This window comes from Methylocapsa sp. S129, assembly GCF_009765995.1.
GTDB lineage: Bacteria > Pseudomonadota > Alphaproteobacteria > Rhizobiales > Beijerinckiaceae > Roseiarcus.
Map to the genome: position 1 here is coordinate 1,026,274 of NZ_LMUI01000011.1, position 17,885 is coordinate 1,044,158.

19 protein-coding genes and 1 tRNA gene are annotated in these 17,885 nt (G+C 63.1%); 14 read left to right on the forward strand and 6 right to left on the reverse strand.

The features are described 5' to 3' along the window. Positions 1-131 precede the first annotated feature (131 nt). The 4 genes from GSQ90_RS07280 to gpt all read left to right on the forward strand — a co-directional run bounded on the left by GSQ90_RS07280 (position 132) and on the right by gpt (position 3,456). Positions 132-1,118: a lysozyme inhibitor LprI family protein gene (locus GSQ90_RS07280; protein ID WP_158814086.1), complete on the forward strand. Its 987-nt coding sequence runs from the start codon at positions 132-134 to the stop codon at positions 1,116-1,118. A gap of 135 nt (positions 1,119-1,253) precedes the next feature. Further along, positions 1,254-2,096, forward strand: a complete 843-nt coding sequence (locus GSQ90_RS07285) for an FkbM family methyltransferase (RefSeq protein ID WP_158814087.1) — start codon at positions 1,254-1,256, stop codon at positions 2,094-2,096. 15 nt (positions 2,097-2,111) lie between these two features. Beyond that, positions 2,112-2,867 carry a molybdopterin-binding protein gene (locus tag GSQ90_RS07290; protein ID WP_158814088.1) on the forward strand — a complete coding sequence of 252 codons (756 nt, stop codon included), beginning with the start codon at positions 2,112-2,114 and terminating at the stop codon, positions 2,865-2,867. 88 nt (positions 2,868-2,955) lie between these two features. Further along, a complete protein-coding gene (gene gpt, locus GSQ90_RS07295) occupies positions 2,956-3,456 on the forward strand; it encodes a xanthine phosphoribosyltransferase (protein WP_158814089.1) in 501 nt (166 codons plus the stop codon). Between the two features lie 8 nt (positions 3,457-3,464). Here the strand turns inward: gpt and GSQ90_RS07300 are convergent, their stop codons facing one another. Continuing rightward, on the reverse strand, positions 3,465-4,343 hold the full coding sequence (locus GSQ90_RS07300) for an alpha/beta hydrolase (RefSeq protein ID WP_158814090.1): 879 nt from the start codon (positions 4,341-4,343) through the stop codon (positions 3,465-3,467). Positions 4,344-4,728: 385 nt separating this feature from the next. Here GSQ90_RS07300 and GSQ90_RS07305 point away from each other — a divergent pair, with 385 nt between their 5' ends. Further along, positions 4,729-5,598, forward strand: a complete 870-nt coding sequence (locus GSQ90_RS07305) for a lysophospholipid acyltransferase family protein (RefSeq protein WP_158814091.1) — start codon at positions 4,729-4,731, stop codon at positions 5,596-5,598. Between the two features lie 135 nt (positions 5,599-5,733). On the opposite strand, the gene GSQ90_RS07310 is transcribed toward GSQ90_RS07305, so the two are convergent. Next, positions 5,734-6,639, reverse strand: coding sequence for a LysR family transcriptional regulator (locus tag GSQ90_RS07310; protein WP_158814092.1), 906 nt, complete (start codon positions 6,637-6,639; stop codon positions 5,734-5,736). Between the two features lie 119 nt (positions 6,640-6,758). Here GSQ90_RS07310 and GSQ90_RS07315 point away from each other — a divergent pair, with 119 nt between their 5' ends. Further along, the gene (locus GSQ90_RS07315; protein ID WP_158814093.1) at positions 6,759-7,181 is read left to right on the forward strand and encodes a DoxX family protein; all 423 of its coding nucleotides are present in this window, start codon (positions 6,759-6,761) and stop codon (positions 7,179-7,181) included. A 45-nt stretch (positions 7,182-7,226) separates the two neighbouring features. Next, entirely contained in the window at positions 7,227-8,099 is an 873-nt protein-coding gene (locus GSQ90_RS07320; RefSeq protein ID WP_158814094.1) for an NmrA family NAD(P)-binding protein, read from the forward strand. A 224-nt stretch (positions 8,100-8,323) separates the two neighbouring features. Here GSQ90_RS07320 and GSQ90_RS07325 read toward each other — a convergent pair whose 3' ends face one another. Next, on the reverse strand, positions 8,324-10,996 hold the full coding sequence (locus GSQ90_RS07325) for a hypothetical protein (RefSeq protein WP_158814095.1): 2,673 nt from the start codon (positions 10,994-10,996) through the stop codon (positions 8,324-8,326). 353 nt (positions 10,997-11,349) lie between these two features. Between GSQ90_RS07325 and GSQ90_RS07330 the strand changes: the two genes are divergently transcribed. After that, positions 11,350-11,601: a hypothetical protein gene (locus GSQ90_RS07330; protein ID WP_158814096.1), complete on the forward strand. Its 252-nt coding sequence runs from the start codon at positions 11,350-11,352 to the stop codon at positions 11,599-11,601. Positions 11,602-11,718: 117 nt separating this feature from the next. Here GSQ90_RS07330 and GSQ90_RS07335 read toward each other — a convergent pair whose 3' ends face one another. After that, positions 11,719-12,762, reverse strand: a complete 1,044-nt coding sequence (locus tag GSQ90_RS07335; RefSeq protein ID WP_158814097.1) for an aldo/keto reductase — start codon at positions 12,760-12,762, stop codon at positions 11,719-11,721. A gap of 81 nt (positions 12,763-12,843) precedes the next feature. Here GSQ90_RS07335 and GSQ90_RS07340 point away from each other — a divergent pair, with 81 nt between their 5' ends. The 6 genes from GSQ90_RS07340 (at position 12,844) to GSQ90_RS07365 (ending at position 16,911) form a co-directional block, all read left to right on the forward strand. Next, the gene (locus GSQ90_RS07340; protein WP_210254840.1) at positions 12,844-13,431 is read left to right on the forward strand and encodes a TetR/AcrR family transcriptional regulator; all 588 of its coding nucleotides are present in this window, start codon (positions 12,844-12,846) and stop codon (positions 13,429-13,431) included. A gap of 144 nt (positions 13,432-13,575) precedes the next feature. After that, positions 13,576-14,049, forward strand: coding sequence for a hypothetical protein (locus GSQ90_RS07345; RefSeq protein WP_158814098.1), 474 nt, complete (start codon positions 13,576-13,578; stop codon positions 14,047-14,049). Positions 14,050-14,333: 284 nt separating this feature from the next. After that, a complete protein-coding gene (locus GSQ90_RS07350) occupies positions 14,334-14,780 on the forward strand; it encodes a hypothetical protein (protein WP_246731443.1) in 447 nt (148 codons plus the stop codon). 158 nt (positions 14,781-14,938) lie between these two features. Continuing rightward, positions 14,939-15,388 (forward strand): hypothetical protein, encoded by a 450-nt coding sequence (locus GSQ90_RS07355; RefSeq protein WP_158814100.1) that lies wholly within the window; start codon positions 14,939-14,941, stop codon positions 15,386-15,388. Positions 15,389-15,709: 321 nt separating this feature from the next. After that, positions 15,710-15,795 (forward strand) — tRNA-Leu (locus GSQ90_RS07360). Positions 15,796-15,813: 18 nt separating this feature from the next. Beyond that, positions 15,814-16,911 (forward strand): lysine-2,3-aminomutase-like protein, encoded by a 1,098-nt coding sequence (locus GSQ90_RS07365; protein ID WP_158814101.1) that lies wholly within the window; start codon positions 15,814-15,816, stop codon positions 16,909-16,911. Between the two features lie 246 nt (positions 16,912-17,157). Here the strand turns inward: GSQ90_RS07365 and GSQ90_RS07375 are convergent, their stop codons facing one another. Together GSQ90_RS07375 and GSQ90_RS07380 are read right to left on the reverse strand one after the other, a co-directional pair. Next, positions 17,158-17,559 (reverse strand): Ivy family c-type lysozyme inhibitor, encoded by a 402-nt coding sequence (locus tag GSQ90_RS07375; RefSeq protein WP_158814103.1) that lies wholly within the window; start codon positions 17,557-17,559, stop codon positions 17,158-17,160. A gap of 72 nt (positions 17,560-17,631) precedes the next feature. After that, entirely contained in the window at positions 17,632-17,868 is a 237-nt protein-coding gene (locus tag GSQ90_RS07380; protein WP_158814104.1) for an Lrp/AsnC ligand binding domain-containing protein, read from the reverse strand. Positions 17,869-17,885: the final 17 nt, after the last annotated feature.

Below are 17,885 nucleotides of genomic sequence, written 5' to 3' on the forward strand. Positions count from 1 at the left end.
AGCTCCGCTCCGGCGGATCGAAGTGCGCGTTGGCGAGTCCTCTGTCCTTCTTGAAAGGGCGAGGCCCAGGCCGTACTATCCCATTCATGTGCGCTGTCCCAGACGCCCGCCGAGGCGACAGGAGCCGTCCGATGAGATTGCCGGCTCCGTTTGCTGCGGCGCTCATGGCGCTTGTATGGGCCATAATGCCTGGCGCCGCCGCGGCGGCGAGCTTTGACTGCGGCCGGGCGACGACGCCGATCGAAAGAAGAATTTGCGCCGATCCGGGACTTTCGGCGGCCGATTCCCAACTGGGACAGGATTTCGATGCGGCGCTGACGCTTTCTCTCGATCCCGCCGGCTTGCGAGCCAGTCAGACGGAATGGCTGACGCAGTCGCGCGACAAGGCGGCGGCGAATGACGAACTCGCCGAAGCCTATGCCCGGCGTCAAAAGGAGCTTGACAAAATGCTTGCGCAACTTCGCGCGACGGAGGCCGGGCGCACAATCGGCGCGGCTGAAGCGCGAGCGAACTGTCTGCCCATCCTCGCCATCCCCGATGCGGGAGCCTGCAAGGTGACGGCCGCTGAGGAAATGGGCGCGGTCGAGGGCCATGCCTTCGCTTACGCCAGTTATGAATATGCGAAGGGCGAGGAGGAACCGGATTATCGGCGGGTCGTTATCTTCGAGTGTCTCGCTTCGGCGATGTCGCACGCCGTCATCGCGCCGGACGCTGACGCGGCTTTTTATTACGACAAACCCCGGCTCCTGCACGCCGGGCGTAGGACGATGCTGCAAATCCCCGCCTATGAATCGGGTACCGGCAATTTCAACCGCGAGCGCCTGTTCGTTTGGCGCGACGGTCGTTGGCGGGATGTCGACATCACAAGCTGGGAGGGCGAACTGGCGCGTCGCCTGCCCGCTGGCGAGGGCGTCTGGCAGGGAATCTTTCCCGACTATGTCGCGTTGAAAGCCTCGACGCCGGTCTGGCGAAAAGACGACGGCAACGCCTGCCCGAGCGGCGGGCGCGCTGATCTTGGCCTGGGATGGCGGGGCGACCGGATTGCGCTCGAAACCATTCGCCTTCGAAAAGCCGGAGAGTGCGGCGAACCGCTGCGTCCCGGCCGCGGCGACAATTGAGGAACACGCGCGCATCGATCCGCGCGGCGCGCTTCGCTTGAAAATATGGCGAGGAGAACATAGGCTGGCGCTCGTGCTCGCGTCGCTCGCTCTTGCGGCCAGGGCGACCCGCTTCGCTTTTCTCCTGCGAGCTTCATGCCCAAAACCATCGTCGTCGATTCATCGCTTTATGGCGCTTACGCGCCCAAGGGTCTTTGCGCGCTCAGCCTGCGCGTGACACGCCTTTGCTCGCAAGGATGGTTCGGCAAGAGAATAGCGTTTTTCCTGCGCTCGATGGCGATCAAGGCGCTGGCCGGGCGGCCCGTCGACATCGAGTCTCTGGGCGCGAAAATGCGCCTCTACCCCTATAATAACGTCGCGGAAAAGCGCCTTCTCTTCACGCCGCAATATTTCGATCCCGCCGAGCGGGCCTTGCTCGCCGAGCGCCTGGCGGGCGATTTCGTGTTTCTTGACGTCGGCGCCAGCGTCGGCGGCTATGCGCTGTTCGTCGCCGCTCATGGGGGAGCGCGCGCGCGCATCCTGGCGGTCGAGCCGCTGCCGGAGATTTTCGAGCGGCTTGTCTACAATATTGAACAGAATGCTTTCGCCAATGTCAAAGCCGTGTCCTGCGCGCTTGCCGATCGCGACGGCGAGATCGCGCTGTTCGTCAATTCCAGCAATCGCGGCGAGACCTCGGTGCGGATTGTCAGCGCGGATGCGCGGGGGACGCAATTGCGGGTGCCGGCGAAAAGCCTGCTATCCCTGTTGATCGAGGAGGGTTATGAGCGCGTCGATGCGATCAAGCTCGACATCGAGGGCGCCGAGGACCTTGTCCTCGACCCGTTTTTTCGCGACGCGCCGCGCGCGCTCTGGCCGGGTCTCATCATCCTGGAATTTGCGCTCTTGCGCGGCGGCGATCAATTGGAGCAACGTCTGCGCGCGCTGGGCTATCGGGAAATCCTGCGCACGAACGAAAATGTGGCTTATGAGAGAGTTTGAAAGGTTGAGAGGGCGATGAGCGAAAAGGGCAAGACCATCACCGCCGCCGTCCTTGTCATCGGCGATGAGATTCTTTCCGGCCGCACCAAGGACCGCAACACGGGTTATATCGCGGAATATCTCACCAATATCGGCATCGAGTTGCGCGAGGCGCGCGTCGTTCCCGATGTCGAGGAGGAGATCGTCGCCGCGCTCAACGCGCTGCGCGACCGCTACACCTATGTTTTCACCACCGGGGGCATCGGCCCGACCCATGACGACATCACCGCCGACGCGGTCGCCAAGGCTTTCGACGTGCCGATCGACGAGGATCCGCGCGCTCTCAAGATGATGATGGAGCGCTATCTGCCCGGCGATCTCACGGCGGCGCGGCGACGCATGGCGCGCATTCCCGCCGGCGCCGATCTCATCGAGAACCCGATCTCCAAGGCGCCGGGGTTTCGGCTCGGCAATGTCATCGTGATGGCGGGCGTGCCCAATATCATGCAGGCGATGTTCGATTCGGCCGCCAAGGGCCTTGAGACCGGCGTGAAAATCATCGCCGAGACGATCGAGGCGGGCGGCATTCCAGAAGGGCGTTACGGCGGCGCGCTCGGCATCATCGCCGCCGCCCATCCCGGCGTTTCGATCGGCTCCTATCCGTCCTTCCTCGACGGGCGTTTTCGCAACCAGATCGTGGTGCGCGGCAAAGACGCCGAGGCAATCGCGGCGGCGCGAGACGCGATCGGCGCGATGATTGCGTCGTTGCGCGAATATGACCGGCCGCTGTAATGCCTGTTGACGACGCGGCCGCCCTCTCGCACGCGTCCGCGCGGCTTGCTAACAAGGCGTTTGCCCGAATGGGTCGAACGGAGCCGCCATGACCGAGCCGCAGCAAAAGGCCTTTCCCGTATCTTGGGACCAGTTCCACCGCGACGCGCGCGCGCTCGCCTGGCGCCTCAGCGGCGTCGGGCCGTTCGAGGCGATCGTCACGGTGACGCGCGGCGGGCTGGTGCCGGCCGCGATCGTCGCACGGGAACTGGGCACGCGCGTCATCGAGACCGTCTGCATCGCCTCCTATCACGACTACAAGACGCAAGGCGGCCTGCAGGTGCTCAAGGGCATTTCGCCCGAGGTCGTCAAATCGGGCGATGGGGCGAATATTCTTGTGATCGACGATCTCGTCGACACCGGCGCGACGGCGCGCATCGTGCGCGAAATGCTGCCCAAGGCTCATTTCGCCACCGTCTACGCCAAGCCTTTGGGCCGGCCGCTGGTCGACACGTTCATCACCGAAGTGTCGCAGGACACCTGGATTTATTTCCCCTGGGACATGGGCCTAACCTTCCAGCCGCCGATCGCCAAGGCGACCGAAGGGTAGCGATCCGCTCAGAGGAACCGCTTCACGAAATTGAGCGCCGTTTCGGCGACCTCCCGCCAGCCGTCGTCGATCGTCAGCGCATGGCCGCGATTGGGCATTTCGAGGATTTCGGTGACGTCGGCATTGCGCTTCTGGAGCTTGAAGGACGCGTTGGCGATCGCCCAGGGCACGGTATTGTCCTTCTCGCCCGACAGGATCAGCAGGGGTCCGCGATCGGGATTATCGGTGTCGACCTTCGCTTCCGTCCAGGGATTGAGGTTCGCGGTCGCCGCCTGGAACAGGGGTTTGCCGGACGCCGGCACGGCGAAAGTGTCATAGAGCAATTGCGCCTCATGTTCGCTGACGGCATTGGCGAAGCCGAAACGGAACTGGTCGAAGGTGAGCGGAATCGCGCGGTTGCGGTTGGCCGGATTGCCGAGCACCGGCCACGCCGATTTCAGCGCGGAGAAGGGCAGCGGCAGCACGCCGCGGAACGGGGCGGGGTCGATCGCGACCGTCGCTGAGGCCAGCCCGCGCCCGGCGAGAATCTGCGCCAGCAGGCCGCCGAACGAATGGCCGATGATGACCGGCTTTTTCGTCAGCCCGCGAATGATCTCGTCAAAATGATCCGCGACCTGACCGACGCTCTTATGGGCGAAGACATTCGGGTGCACATTGCCTTCTTCGACCGTGTCCGGATCGTCCGGCCAGCCGGGCGTGAGAGCCGTGAAGCCCGCGCCTTCGAAGAGCTTGGCCCAGCGGTCCCAACTGCTCGGCAGCAGCCATAGGCCATGCACGAACACGACCGGCCTCAACGCCGTCGCATTCGCGCGCGCCACCTGGGCGGCTTCGTGTTCGGTGATGGTCGCCGCGCCTGTCGGCGGGTCGCCTTTTGCAATCGCGCTCATGTCGTGCCCCCTCCTGACCCCCGTTCGTCCCAAGAAACAGGCGAAATCGTCACGGAATTTGGTTGGCGCCTATTTCGCGGAACATATCCTGGCCGCGACGGACAAGGCGTCCAGCAAGCTTGCCCATCGCGGCCCATTTCGATGCCGGCCCGATCATTGCCGAAAAACGCCGATCCGTCTTGTGTTTTCGTGCGCCGATCCGGCGAAACTGCCGGGCGGGCGAATTTCCGGGGGATGACGGCGACCAGTCTGGGTTGCAAGCGCGCGGGGTTGGGCTTATTTCACCGATTGCTGATCGCGCGGCGGGAGTTTCAGTCCGATTCCAGCCGTTCGCCTTGCCCGGCCCTAGGGATATCAGCGCTCACCGCGATGGGCCTGCGTTCCGATGAAACCCGACAAGCGCCTACGCTATAGATTCGAATATTTCGCCTTTCTGGCGCTGGCGGCGGCTATGCGCATGCTGCCGCTTGAGCTTGCCTCGCGTTGGTCGGGCGCCCTGTGGCGGCTTATCGCGCCCCGTTCGCGCCGCCATCGGCGCGCGCTGAACAATCTGGCCTTAGCCTTTCCGGAAAAGACGCCGGGCGAGATCGAACAGATCGCGCGCGGCATGTGGGAGAATCTGGGTCGGACCTTCGCCGAGTTCTTCCATATCGACCGCATCTTCAACAGCGACCGGATCGAGTTCGAATCGCAAGAGACTTTCGACGCGCTGCGCCGAAGCGATGGTCGCGCCATCGCGTGCGGCCTGCACCTGGGCAATTGGGAGATCCTGACCCAATCGGGTCTGCTCCTGGGGTGGCGGCCGGCCGGCGTCTATCAAAAAATCGCCAATCCCTTTGTCGATCGCTACGTCAGCACGCTCCGCGCCCCCTATTATCCCGGCGGCCTCATGCAAAAGTCGCCGCGCACGGCGGTGTCGCTGCTGCGCCATGCGCGCGAAGGGGGGTGCGTCGCCCTGCTGGCCGATCAGCGCGAGGGCCGCGGCGTGGCGGCGCCGTTTTTCGGCAAGCCCGCGCCGTCCAACCCTTTTCCCGCGCTTGTCGCACGTTCGGTCGATGCGCCGCTTTATGTCTTTCGCGCCAAGCGCCTGGACGGCGTCCGTTTTTCGATACGCATCGCGCAGGTGCCTGTCCCGCAGACCGACAATCGCGACGCCGATATCGAGGCGGCGACCCGCAATTTGCAGTCGACGTTGGAGGCGATGGTCCGCGACGCCCCCGATCAATGGATGTGGATACACCGCCGCTGGGGTTGAGGATTCCCGGCGGCGGGGTCCCTGGCCTAGGTCGCTGGTTTCAGTGTCGCATTCGTGTTGGACCACGAGGCCGCCGACCGGCAGACATCACTTCAGAATGTTGATTTCGAGGGCCGGACGAAGATGTTCGTCTCGCTATTCCAGATACGGCGTCAGCACATCTTCGATCCATTTCATGAATGCGCGGACCCGGCGCGACAGATTGCTCCGATGCGCGACGACGAGGGACACGGCGAGCGCCCGGCGACGAAAATCGGGTATGATCTCCACAAGCGCTCCACTCTCTAGGTATCGGCCGATCCCCAAGAGCGGCGCCTGAATCAGGCCAAGGCCGGCGAGGGCGGCGGCTTCGTAGGTCTGCGCGCTGTTGACGTGTAGAGCGCCTGGCAACTGAAGCGTCGCGTAGCTGTCGCCGTCCGGATATTCCCATCCATAGGGTCTTGCGCCCAGCATCGTCGAAAAATGAATGGTCCGATGTTCCTGACGCTGGAGATCTTCGAGCGATCGAGGGATTCCATAGCGCTCGAGATAGGCGGGACTGGCGGCGTTGACCATGCGCAACAGGCCCAGCGGGCGGGCAATCAGCGTCTCGTCCCGTATGGGTCCAAGCCGCAATACACAGTCGAACCCCTCTTGAACCAGATCGACTTGCCGATCCGTGCTCGACACCTCCAGCTCCAACTCGGGATAAGTCGCCATGAAATCGGGCAGGGCCGGCACGATCGTCGTGCGCGCCACCTCGGTGGGAAGATCGACCCGTAAACGCCCGCGGAGCGCCACGCGATCGCCTGCGAACATCGAGTGCAGGTCATCGACTTCAGCCAGCAGATCGCGGGCGCGGGCATGGAATGCGCGTCCGTCTTCCGTCAACTGCACGCTGCGCGTCGTCCGGTGCAGAAGCCTGACGCCAACATCTTCCTCCAGCTTCCGGACCGCCGTTGAGGCCCTTCCCTTTTGAATGCCCAGGCTATCGGCTGCGTGGGTGAAGCTCCCCATTTCCGCGACCGTTATGAAAACGAGGATGGGTTCGAGATTCTGCATTTTCGCGCCTCGACATTGTTCACCACAGAGAGAACAGTAAGTTCATTTCCGCAGTGTTTATCATAGATAAGAGACACAGTAGGCTCCGAATATGGGATCCGCCCATCGGAGAATGACAAGTGTCCGATACTATGAGCCTGCATCAGGCGCCTGAAACTATGACCTTGCATCGCGCCCTGTGGACCGGCCGGATCATGAGTGCGTTTGTCGTTATCGCTCTGGCGGCGGATGGGACTATTCAGCTTTTCGCGCCGGCGCAGATCGCGAGCATGTTGCAGGAAACCGGGTTCGCGATGGATCTGACCCGTGTCGTGGGTCCGATCATACTCGCCTGCGCCGTGCTTTACGCCATTCCGGCCACCGCCGTCCTCGGTGCGATCTTGGTGACGGGCTTTCTGGGAGGCGCCATCTGCGCCCATGTCCGCATCGGTGAGTTGGGATCGCCGCCGGAAATCATTTCCCTGCTTCTGGGCGCGATGACATGGGGCGCCCTCTATCTGCGCGATCCCCGTATCCGGGCCATTCTGCCGCTCATTCATTGAACCAACAGGGGCAGTGCTCTGTCCCTCAAAATCAGGAGAAAATGCATGTTTTTAGTCATGGGAATTACCGGAAAAGTGGGCGGCGCCACGGCAGAACATCTGTTGGCGCACGGCAAGAAAGTACGCGCGCTCGTCCGCAATCGCGAAAAGGCGGCTCATTGGGCGGACCAAGGCGTGGACCTCGTAGACGGCGATTGGAATGATTCGGCGGCTATCGAGCGGGCGCTCAAAGGCGTCGAAGGCGCGTTTGTCATGTTGCCGGCTGTCTGGGCGCCATCGCCCGATTACAAAGAAGCCAAGGGCGTGATTGCGAACTATGTCCAGGCGCTCGCCAAGGCGGCGCCGCCGCGCGTGGTGGCGCTCTCGTCGATGGGCGCCGACAGGACCAGCGGGCTCGGGATGATCACGGCGCTGTCGCTTCTGGAGCAAGGTTTTCGCAACCTGACATCTCCGGTCGCCTTTGTGCGCGCAGGCGGATTCTTCGAAAACTTCCTCTACGGCTTGCACGTCGCCCAAGGTGGAATGCTGCCGGTCTATTACAATCCGACAAACCGGAAATCGACCATGATCGCGACGAACGACATCGGCGCGGAGGTCGCAACACTTTTGACCGGACCAGCGTGGTCGGGGCGGCGCGTCGTCGAGCTTGGTTCGATGGTCAGCGCGGATGAAGTCGCGGAGCAATTGGGTGAAGTCCTGAAGCTCGACGTGAAAGCCTTTGCAGTCCCGCGCGCAGGGTGGGCGGAAGCGTTCGAGCAGTTCGGCATCCCGAAGGGCCATACCGGACCTGCCGAAGAAATGTTTGAGGCCGTGAACGCGGGATGGATGGACCTCGGAGCCGAGGGTGCGGAGCGCGTAGCGGGCACGACGTCCGCGCGCGATGTATTCGAGGCTGCACAGAACGCCGCCAAGGCGTAAGTCCGGGACGGATCAGGCATGAGACGGAGACTGCCCGCTTCTGCGTCGGACGCGTCGCGGGAAGCGCTCAACAGTTCAAAGCGACGCGAAGCGCCTGCATTCCCGCCTGATGCGCATCGACCGCCCAGAGCCTGTGGCGATTCAATTGAATCGCGACAGGCTCTAGATTCCTTGAAAACGCGCGCGGTCTACGAAAACCGGCGCCCGTTTTTTCGCCGTGCGCTTTAGCGCCGGCACCAGCCGCCCATGCAATGGGGCGCATATCGCCCGCCGCCGCCGCGCCCATCGCGGCGAGGTCCGAACCATGGAGGACCGCCGCGATTCCCGTGGAATCGGGGCCGGAAGATAGGCGGCCCCATCGGCTCGTCGGGATAGCGCGGGCCGAATTCGTACGGCGGCGGCGCGTTCGGAACGCAGCGGCCATCCTCCGTCGCGACCAAGCCCGGCGGGCACATCGGCGGTTCGGCGACCGGCGCGCAGGCGCCATTGGGCGATAGCCTTTCGTCTGGCCCGCATGCTTTGCGTCTGTGGATGTAGACGCAGGCGCCATTCACCCGCGTCAGACCGGGCGCGCAGCGATCATTGCCGCCGGTCCTGTGGCAGAGATTGTCGCGTCCCAGCGTTTCGCCGGGCGGGCATTGAACGACGCATTGTCCTCCGACGATACGCTGCCCGGCGCCGCAGACCGGCCCGCACTGGCCGTCCGCGCGCGGCTGACCATTCGGGCAGACCGGCGCGCATTTGCCGTCGCGCACATCGCCTTCAGGACAGCATTGCCCGTCGGGCAGGCGCGTATCGCCGCGCGGGCAGACAGTGACGCACTTGCCATCACGCACGTCGCGTTCGGGGCAGCACTGGCCGTCAAGCAAGCGGGTTTCGCCGGCCGTCGGGCAGGGATTCACGCATTTGCCGTCGCGCACGTTGCGTTCGGGGCAGCACTGGCCGTCGGGCAAGCCGATCTCGCCGTCGCCGCAGCATTTGCGCGACGGCCATCCGATCTCGCCGGGCGGGCAAAAGCGCTGGCAGCCGCCGCGCGAGTCGGCCTGCGCGCCGCCGGGGCAGCGCGCCAACCATGCGCATTGCATCGCGCCGTCCGGCCGCTGGATCGGCGTCGCGCCGACCGGGCAGGTGAAATTGCTCCCCCGCAAAGGTTCGCATTCCCCTCGCAGGCCCGGCGCTGTTCCCTGCGGACAGCATTGGACGCCGCCGCCGCGCTCGCCGATCGGACATTGGGGCGGGGGAAGCCGGCACAAGCGGCCAAGGCGGACGAAGCCGTCCGGGCAAGCTTCCGGCGGTCCGCCCGGCCACCATGAGATGATGGTCACGGGCGTCGGGATCGCCGCGCTCTGGCCGCAGCCGCGCGGTATCGCGATGTCGCCGAGATGGCCGTGCAAGACAGGGTCGCCCGAATCGTCGAAATAATTGGCGAAGAGACTCTGCAGCGGCGGAACATTGTCAGGCCGCACGGCTTCAATCGCATTGCCTTGCAATCCGTTGAGCGCCAGCGGTCCGGTCTTGGCGAGTTCGGCGGCGAGCGTGGAATCGCTCGCGTTGCGCAATTGCTCGCCCGTCGTCCAGAGGAAGCCACCGCAGGCGCCCGTATCGAGACTGCCGTCGGGACGATAGGCATAGCCGATCGCAATGCCGCCATTCGTATTGCGCAGCGCGGCCGCAAAGCCGATCGCATATTCGTCGGGATCGGCCTGCCAGGTCGGGGCGGATTTGCCGTCGGTTTGCAGCAGACGATAGCGCAGCACGCGGCTCGCCGCGGGTTGCGCGATGGTTTGGAAATCGAAGGCGCCCGTCGGCGCGCCGCGTTCGGCGAGCTCCATGCGGCCGCGATCGTCGAAGATGATCTTGGAAATCTCGCTGGGGATGTCGCCGGGCGGGACTTCGATTTCGATCCGCGCGTCGGTTCCGAAGGCGCCGTTGGGCGCGATCGCGACGGACCATATCTTCAGGCCGTCGGCGACGGCGTAATAGAGGCGGCCGCCATGCGCGGCGAGGCCGAAAATGCGCCGCTCGGGCGGCGCATAGGCCCAGGTCGCAGGATCCTGGGCGCGGAAGTTCGGGCTGGATATGTCGAGCCGCTTGGTGGGATCGAGCGCGACCGGGGGCAGTCCCGCCGCGGCGCGGCCATCCTTGCCGTGGTCATAGCGGCCGATCTCCGCGCCATTCAGACCGAAGCGATGGATCATGCCGGTGTCGCGATCGGCTGCGAATAGGCTGTTGGAGGCGGGATCGAAAGCCAGCCCGCCGAGCGCGGGCCCCGAATTGGGCGCGCCGTCCAAGGTCACATTGGCGAAGAGCGCGACTTGTCCGCTGGCGCCGTCGACGCGCCAGATCGACCCTGGGCCGCCTTGCATCGCGGCCGGGCCGAACAGGCCGGGCATGAAAGCCGCGCCGGGCGCGCCTTCCGTGAGGCGTTGCGGCGGGTCGCCGGCGTTGAGCGCGGGCAGCACGATCGGCAGGCCATAGCTGGAGCTTGCTGCAAGATAAATGTTGGGTGGGCTGGCCTTGTCGAGCGCGACCGCGAACACCTGGCCGACTTGCGCCGCCGTGATCGTGAACGGCTTGAGCGCTGGCAAGACCTGAGCTTGCGGCGGGCCGCCGGCGTTGCGCAAGTCAATCACGCGCGCTGAAGGGCCGGCCGGGTCGATGAAAGTGACCGCGACGGGATCGACGCCTTGCGGGACCGGATTGACGGCGTGCGCGCCGGAAAAGCCGCTGACGACGGCTTCGCCCTGGGACACGATGACATTTTCATTCGATTGCGCGGCGGCTGGATTGCCAGACGTACAGAGCGTCAAGCCAACGCTCAACAGGAAAGCCGTCGATCCAACAAAGCGAGCCATGCGATGCGCCAGACCGGCGCCGCCGAAGACTGTTGCAGCCATAGACTCCTCCCACTCCAACGAGCGACGGCGAGACCATTGACGATGCGACGAGTGGCGAGCAATTACCTACCATAGCACGTAAAATATCGCGGGTCTCGCCACGACGCGCGAATGGGCATTACGGGATGAATGAAATCGCGGGCGCTTCCGCCAAACGCGGAATCGTAACCGCAAGCGCCGCTCGCTGCGCCATTCCTGTGGATTGCGTGGCCTTAGCGAGGGACGCGCGCCGGAATGGCCGCAGAGGCGCGCTCATTTGCGCATGCCGTGCGAACAGCAGACAATGGCGCTCTTGGCGACGAATGGCCCGAGCGGTCCCAGCCTGATCCCGGGACCGAGGGGGAGGAACGGCCTTGACCAGAACCCTTGTTCTCGCTTGCCTCATCGCGATAGCCGCCACCTCCGCGGAGGCGCAACTGAGCCCGCTCGGCGGCTTCATCCCCTATACCGTGAACACGCCGGCGGCGGGTTTAGACACCAGCACGGGCGCGAGCGCCGGCGGGGGAGGACGCTGCGGTTGGGCGTCGCAAGGCAGGGGCGGCGGGCGATATATCTGCGAGGATGACAATCAACGCGGTGAAAATTCGCGCGAGCCGGGACGATGAACCTGCGGACTTCTCCGCCTGGCGCCAATGTGTTGCTCCCCCATACGCCGGCCGACGGCGCGCCCGAGGGTTCAGGCGGAGCAGAGATCAAGCGAAGCAAGTCCGGCGAGCGTCATGTCAGGCGGCGGCCGTTTTAAATCCTGTCGCCGCCTCTACCGCCCGGCCCAGCACGACCGGATCAGATAAACCCTGATTGTCCCGGCGGGGCGCATAAGGCGCCTCCAGTCTGGCAGCCTCGTCGTCCGTCAGGGTGATCGAAAGCGCCGCGATCGCATCGTCGATGTGCTCGGTCTTCAGCGCGCCCACGATTGGCGCGGCAACGACGGGATTGCGGCGTAGCCAAGCCAATGCAATCTGCGCTTGGCTGACGCCGTGGTCCGCCGCGACCGCGCCGACGGCCTCGACGATTTTTTCATCGCTCGCCGCTGTCGGCTCGTCGGCCTTCGTGTAGCTGGATTCGGCTTTGGAGCGGGCGGTGGTCTCGCCCCACGGCCGAGCCAGGCGACCGCGCGCAAGCGGACTATAGACGATCGTCTGCACGCCTTCGTCGGCGCAGAGCGGCAGCATCTCGCGTTCTTCCTCGCGCGCAAGGAGGTTGTAATTGTCCTGCATGGAGACGAAGCGCGCCCAGCCGTTTGCTTTCTGCAGATGCAGCGCCTTGCCGAACTCCCAGGCCATCATCGAAGAGGCGCCGAGATAGCGCACCTTGCCGATCTTCACGAGGTCATGCAGCGCCTCCAGCGTCTCTTCCCAGGGCGTCCTCTGATCGCGACGATGGATCTGGTAGAGGTCGATATAGTCGGCGCCGAGCCGCCTCAGGCTATGGTCGATCTCGGTCATGATCGCCTTGCGCGACAGGCCGAGAGCGTTGGGGCCGTTTCGCGTGGGCGCGCTTAGCTTGGCGGCGATGACCACAGCATCGCGATTGGCGAAATCCTTCAGCGCCCTGCCCAATATCTCCTCGCTCGATCCGTTCGAATACATGTTGGCGGTGTCGAAGAAATTGACGCCGGCTTCGATCGCGTGGCGGATCAGCGGGCGGCTGGCCTCCTCGTCGAGCGACCACGCGGGATAGCCCCGGGAGGGGTCGCCAAAGCCCATGCAGCCGAGGCAGATAGGGGAGACGTCGAGGCCTGTGTGGCCGAGCTTTACGTATTGCATACAATCTCCTTGACCGGTAGTAAGCGGATATCTCTCCGGTTCATGTTTACCGGAGAATTCTCCGTTTAGTCAAGAGATGCGATGGCCGACCTTGAAGCGAAACTGCGCGTCGACGCGCAGGCGAATCGCGACCGCATTCTGGACGTGGCGCGTGAAGCGCTTACCGCTGATCCGGACGCGTCCCTCAACTCCATCGCAAAGACAGCCGGGGTCGGCGCGGGCACGCTCTACCGTCACTTTCCGAGCCGCGAGGCTTTGCTGGTCGGCGTGTATCGGAAGGAAATCGATGCGCTGGTGGAGCTGGCGCCTGCGCTGCTCGCCAGGCGCCCACCGCTACAAGCCTTCCGATTATGGTGCGATCGGTTTGTTCAGTCTGGCGAGGTGAAGCACGGCATTGCCGACACGCTTCGCGCGGCAATATCGGATCAGGACTTTCAGGAAACCTATTGGCCTCTGGTAGGCGCCGTTCGCCGATTGATGGAGGCCTGCGAAGGCTCGGGCGGCATACGCCCGGGCGCCGAGCCCGAAGATGTCCTGACGCTTTTGGCGCTGTTATTGCGAATTTCACCCAGCTCGGAGGGAAAAGCGCAGACGAAGAGAACTCTGGCCCTTATCTTCCGCGGCCTGGGCGCCGAAGACACGCCTGCAAAGGAGGCCGCCCCGATATGAGGCGCCGCGGCGATCGTTCGGGCCGCCGGACCCTTTCAATCGCCTGATCGGGTTTGGGCCCTAGACACTCTGGATTTTATTTCATAGAGCGATCATCGTGAGGCCGCGCCCGGCTCGCCGCCCATGGGAGCTTGCGATCGCGACATGACACAAGAGCCAGCAGACCCTCCGGACCCGGCGGCCCATTTCGGCAATCTGATCAGCGCCTATACCGATACGATTCGCACCAGCGACTTCAAAGCCAATCTCGCCGTCCTGTTCGTCGCGATCATGATGGGGCCGATCGTCGCCTATCGCGACAAATATCCGCATTTCCTGTCGCTGCCGATCGTGCTGGCGCCCTTCATCGTCGCCTTTTTTTGCCTGCTCATCTGCGTGTTTCCCCGCTACCCGCGCCGGGGGAACAGATTCTTGATCCGAAACCCGAGCAAGGATGATTTTGTATTCGTAGAGAATAATGAAGACGATATCGAACAGCTCAAGATAAGATGCGCGATTTTGTCCGGGATATTATTCTGGAAGACGTTGTTTTTGAAAATTAGCTTGGTTATTTGTTTGGGAACAATCGTTATTATTTTCTTTCTATTGAGTTATTCTCTCGTTGAGAGGCTGTTCTAGCGGATCGAACCTAACGCTTCCTGGTCTGGCGACGGCGATGAATTGTTGGGATTGGCGACCCATTCGGAGGCTCTGTCTCGCAGACTCGCAAGCCAAATATCAGACGGGAATCCCAGTTGGACTCAATCGTCGCATTTCACCCTTGAGTTCCCGAGCCAACGCGCCGCCATGCCCGCCCATGAATGGGGAAAGACAGTTGACGCTCGCAGGGTAAGTCAATGAGCCGAATAGTTGCGCCCACCCGATATTCCTCCTGCGCGTGCGGGCGTGTCCAATGTCGGGCGATGGGCGCGCCGATTGTTAGCGTCGTTTGCTATTGCGACGACTGCCAGGAAGGCGCTCGTCAAATTGAGGCGCTTCCGAATGCAACGAGCTTCCGCGACGCTGACGGCGGAACGCCGTTGCTGACCTACCGCGACGACCGGTTCAGTTGTTCGGCCGGCGAGGATCTGCTGGTGAGCTATAAGATCAGAGAAGGCGCGCCCACCCGGAGGGTGGTGGCGTCATGCTGTAACTCCGCCATGTTTCTGAAATACAGGCCCGGATTCTGGGTTTCGGCTTATCGGGCCCGCTTCGAAGGAGACCTGCCGCCATTGGAAATGAGGACGCAGATCCAGCACCGGCGAGCGGACGCCGACCTTCCTCGCGATGTCTCGTGCTACCGAGGTTTCCCAATGAGGCTGTTTGCCAAACTTATCGCGGCGCGCGTCTCCATGCTGCTTGGGCGGTAGGCTTTTCGATCTGAGCCTTGACATCAAATAAGCCGGCCCGCTCCGGCGCCTGAGCATTGGCGCCGGGGGCATTCATACACTAACATTCATTCAGACCGCGCTGGCCGCCTTGGCGCAGCGGTCATCTCTGCTGTCCTCCTGAAGCTTGCGATTGGCCTATGACAAAAGACGCGGCGACTTATTATCGCAATCACATCGCCGCCTATACCGATGCGATTCGCATCAGCGATTTCAAGGCGAATGTCGCGATCATCTATGGGGCGTTCACGATCGGGCCGGTTCTCGGTTTCAGCGACAAGTTTCCGCCGATTTTGCCGCTGCCGATCGTGTTATTGCCGTTCGTCATTGTCTTTTTCTGCCTTCTGATCTGTTTGTTCCCGCGTTATCCCCGCGCCGGGCGCGCCAATTTCCTGATCGAGCGCAATGCAAGCCCCAATGACTTTAAAAGCCCCGCCAATTCCGGCGTCACGATCGACCAGCAACAGACGCTCTGCGTCATTCTCTGCAACATCCTGTACTGGAAGACCGTCTGCCTGCGAATCAGCTTCGCGATATATTTGGCGGGAACGGTGACGGCCGCGGTTCTCCTGGGCTATGCGTGGCTTTAACGCGGCGGCTCCGTCAAATAAGATTCGCAGGGATTTGGAAAAGCGGAATCTTATAGCCAGTAAGTCATTGATATATATAGATATTTCTGATAAAAGCCGGGAGGTGTTTGGGCGTTGTCCGGCAATCCTAATTCTTGCCCAGTTCTCGCTCGGCTGGCCGAACAAAAAGATGGGGCGGGAAACTAAACCGTGCTGCAAGGCTTTGATATCCCGCATTTGGTGGGACTAAACTCGCTTCGCCGGCGATGGGCCAAGCGGTCGTCGGCCCGAAGCGGCGGCCGGTTCAAATCCGCGCCAATCTGTGACACAAGGGCGCCCTAAGCGGACGTGGCGAAACTGGTAGACGCAAGGGACTTAAAATCCCTCGGCCTTTGGCTGTGCGGGTTCGACCCCCGCCGTCCGCACCAACATTTGAGGCCGCGCTTTTGCCCAGGACACAGCACGTTCATTCCCCGCGCGGCGGCCCTCTCGCCCGGACCTTGAAGTTTCCCGCCGACTTCATCGAAGCGGGGCTTGCGGAGCCAGGGCGCGAGGCCGAACTGGCCGCGGTCGGCGCGCGCTACGCTATGACGATGACGCCGGCTTTGGCCGATCTGGTCGATCGGAACGATCCTCAAGATCCGATCGCGCGCCAATTCGTCCCCGACGTCAGGGAGCTTGACGCCCATCCCGCCGAGATCGCCGATCCGATCGGCGACGACCTCAAGAGCCCGGTCAAGGGGCTCGTGCATCGCTATCCCGATCGCGTGCTGTTGAAGCTCGCCTCAGTCTGCGCGGTCTATTGCCGCTTCTGCTTCCGGCGGGAAAGTGTGGGGCAGGGCGAGGCGAATTTGAGCGAGGCGGAATTTGCGGCGGCGCTCGATTACATCCGCGCCCATGAAGAGATTTGGGAAGTCGTGCTGACGGGCGGCGATCCGCTGACCCTGTCGCCGCGCCGGATTGCGCAGGCGACGCAGGCGCTCGCCGCCATCCCGCATGTGAAAATCCTGCGCTGGCACACGCGCCTGCCGGTTGCCGCGCCCGAGCGCGTCACCGGCGCGCTGGCCGCGGCGCTGACCGAGGGGCATGACAAGACCGTCTATGTCGCGCTGCATGCCAATCACGCCCGCGAACTGACGCCGGAGGCGCGCGCCGCCTGCAAGCTTTTGATCGATCGCGGCGTCGCGATGGTCAGCCAGAGCGTGCTTCTCAAGGGCGTCAATGCCGACGCCGACACGCTCGCGGCGCTGATGCGCGCCTTCGTCGAGACGCGGATCAAACCCTATTATCTGCATCATGGCGATCTCGCGCCGGGCACCGCGCATTTCCGCACGACGATCGCTGAGGGACAGGCGCTGATGCGCCAATTGCGGGCGCGATTGTCCGGCCTCGCGCAGCCGACCTATGTCCTCGACATTCCCGGCGCGCATGGGAAAATTCCGATCGGCGCCGCCTATGTCGAGGCGACGGATGGCGGTTACGATCTCATCGATGCGTCAGGCGCCCGCCACTTCTATGCCGATTGCTGCGCACCGTCGGAATGAGCGGCTAGGTCGTGATGAGAATTGATTGAATCAAACGGCCATCGGCGACAGCTTCGCTATTGAGCCATTGTTCGCATGGAGGCATTTTTTTTCACCTCAGAAGGTTCGTCAAGTGTCGCCCTGCGGGCGACCGCCGGAGGCGGCGCGCCTTTGGCGCGCACTTGACCAACCTTCTGAGGTGAAACACGCTCCGCCATGCGAAACGATGGATTACCCTCGATCGTTTCGATCAAAAATCATCTCGCACTAGCTCTTCAGCGCAGCGGCCAGAGCATCCTGCATCGGCTGCGTTGGCGCGCCGTAGAAGAACGGCGGGGCGCCGTCGCCGCCGAGCGCCCCGTAGGCGCGCTTCGAGGCGGCCTCGAACATCACTTCGAATTTCTTGGCGGCGCAATCATGCGGCTTGCATACGAAATAGATCTCGTAGGGCTTTCCCTCGATCGTGGCGGGCTTCATCGGTCCGGCGACGCCGTCAAAATTCCTCGAAAATTGCGCCAGCCAGTCGGGCGTCGGCTGCACTTCCTTCATGAGCTTTTCCCATCCGGCGCGATAGGCGGGCTTGAGCAGGACGTCGAAGAGATAAGGCGTCTCCTGCGCACAAGCGGCGCTCGCGATCAGGGTGAAAGCGAGGGGCGCAACAATTCGCATGGGAAGCCTTTCAGAAATAGCCATGACAGGGAATGAGCCGCCCCGGGCCGGTTCGGCGCTGGACGAGCGCGGCTAGAACGCCTTGAAGGTGATGATCGTGCGGGTGTCGACGATGCCGGGAATGATCTGCACCTTCTGGCCGACGAAATGACCGATGTCGATGTCGCGTTCGACATAGAATTTGGCGAGAATGTCGAAGTCGCCGGCGATCGAATAGATTTCCGACGCAATCTCCGCCTCGGCGAGCGCGCTCGCCACTTCATAGGTGCGCCCGAGCGCGCATTTGATCTCGACGAAGAACGTCTGCATGAAAACAGGACCTCTCA